At 70.8% G+C, this 2,052-nt stretch carries 2 protein-coding genes; both read right to left on the bottom strand.

The window, feature by feature from the left end:
* Nucleotides 1-242: 242 nt before the first annotated feature.
* Complete coding sequence (locus IG90_RS0138535; protein WP_030595904.1) at nt 243-515, bottom strand: hypothetical protein; 273 nt, start codon at nt 513-515, stop codon at nt 243-245.
* Between the two features lie 130 nt (nt 516-645).
* On the bottom strand, nt 646-1,968 hold the full coding sequence (locus IG90_RS0138530) for a DUF2637 domain-containing protein (RefSeq protein WP_078585563.1): 1,323 nt from the start codon (nt 1,966-1,968) through the stop codon (nt 646-648).
* Nucleotides 1,969-2,052: the final 84 nt, after the last annotated feature.

The following is a 2,052-nucleotide window of genomic DNA, read 5'->3' as shown; positions in this document are numbered from 1 at the left end:
CCGCGTAGTAGAGGAGAGCGGCCGACCCGGCGCAGGCACCTCCGGCAGCGGCGGTCACAGCGGTTTCGATCATGGTCTTTCCGTCCTTCCGGGACACGGCGGGTGGTTGACGGAGCGTGAGATGGGTGCGTATCCTCACGCGCGCACGTGCGCGCATGCGCATGCGGACACGGGTGAGAGGTTTTTCGGCGGTCACAGGGCTTGTCACAGCTCCGGTCACAGCTGCTGTCACAGCCGGGCGGTCACTGTGCGTGCGTCTCGCGGACCTTGTCGACGGCCCGGATCAGCGCTTCCCAGGCGGCGTCGCGCATGTGGTCGGGGAGCCTGTCCAGCTCCCCGCGGGCCCGGTCGAAGGTCAGGGACGCGGCCGCTTCCAGGCTGACGTTCCGGGCCGCCGCGATCCGCTGCCCCCAGTACTCGGCGCGGCGTGCGAGGCGTTCCGCGCGGCGCTGGGAGAGCTTCTTCTGCCGCTGCGGCGGCGCCTCCCAGGGGCTCTTCTTGACGGGGTCGATCACGTGTTTTCACCCCCTTTCGGCGGGCTGGGTGGCAGGGTGGAACCGGCGCTTCGGCGCCTTCACCGCGCCCCCGAGTTGTTGACGGCATCTCGGGGGCCGGTGGAGCCGTCGAAAGGCTCGTTTGTGCAGGTCAGCCCGCCAGGCGGTAGCCGTTGGCGATGAGGCTGGCGGCTTCCTGGCGGTACTTGGACGCGGTGTCGGTGGAGGACACGTCGCACTCGCGCTGGACGTCGGCGATCGAGACCAGCTCGTTCAGCTCGTCCTGCACGTCCTCCAGGGCCAGGCCGTCGGGGACGAGGCCGGCGGTGAGGGCGAGGCGGGCGACCTTGCGAACGGAGCGCTCACGCCGGTTGAGCTTGGCCTCGTCCTCGATTTCGACTGCGCGCCGCTCGATTTCGGCAGCGGCCCGATGCGTTTCGGCAGCGGCCTTCGCCGTTTCGGCGGCAGCCTTGCGGGCGGCCTCGATACCGGCGGCGGCGATCTCCTGACGCTCGATCTCCTCCGCCTCCAGGCGCGCCGTTTCGGCAGCGGCCCGGCGCGTTTCGGCAGCAGCCGCTTCGATTTCGGCAGCGGCCCGATCGGCTTCGGCAGCAGCCTGGCGGGCTTCGGCGATGGCCTGGGTCTCGACCGCCTGCGCTTCGGCGGCGGCGACCCGGTCGGCCTCCGCCGCTTCCTTCCGCTTCTGCGCCGCGGCGTCTTCCAGCTCGGCCGCACGGAGGTCAGCGGCGGCCGTTGCCTCGCGGGCTTCGGCCTCCTGGCGCTCGGCCTCGGCCACGCGGGTGCGGGCCTCGGCCTGGACGGCCGTCTCCTGCGCCGCCTCGTCCCGGGCGGCGGCTTTCTCGGCGGCGCTGATCTGCGCCTTGGAGTGCGCGTGGGCCGTGCCCTTCTCGCTGTTGACCCGGGCCCGGACCGTTTCGAGCTTGCCGTCGGCTTCCAGGCGCTCGGCCTCGGCCTGCTTCTCGGCGAGCTGCTTGCGCGTCGTCGCCTCCAGGCGCCGCCGCTCGGCCTCTTCCTCGCGCTGCTCCGCTGCGGCTTCCTGCTGGTCAGGCATGGCGAGTGCCTCGCTGACGGTGTAGCCGTAGGGGGCCATCTTCATCGGCAGCCGCTCGTCGTCGGTGGCCTTGGACAGGTCGCCGTTGTACTTGCGCTTGAGCCACTGCTCATACGCGAGGAGATCCTGCTCGCGGCGGACCATCTCCGGGTAGGAGGCCACCCCCCACAGCCGCATCCGCCGGTAGATCCGGGGTGTGGCGAACGGCGCCAGCACCCAGCGGATCAGCGGAATCGCGTCGCGGCCCTCCCGGCCGGGGCGCACGATCCGGTCGATCGCGTCCCGGCCGACCTCCACGATCATGATGAAAAGGATCGGGACGACACCGTGCGCGAACGCGGCGACGTAGTCCACAAACGTCCACGCCCGGTCCTTCGGTGCGGCGGATGTCCGCGTACTCATCTGAGTGCACCACCGAGTACGAAGTTGTGTGCACCACTGCTCAGGCTACGTCGGTGTCCCGTTCGATGGCCTGGAGGCGGTTCT

It is taken from the genome of Streptomyces anulatus, assembly GCF_000721175.1.
Taxonomy (GTDB): Bacteria; Actinomycetota; Actinomycetes; order Streptomycetales; family Streptomycetaceae; genus Streptomyces; species Streptomyces anulatus_C.
Note: the sequence above shows the minus strand (reverse complement) of the source record. Positions and strands in the feature narration are given on the sequence as shown.

Coding starts and splice junctions, on each gene's coding strand:
- IG90_RS0138530 (WP_078585563.1), bottom strand. CDS start 1,968: ATGAGTACGCGGACATCCGCCGCACCGAAGGACCGGGCGTGGACGTTT.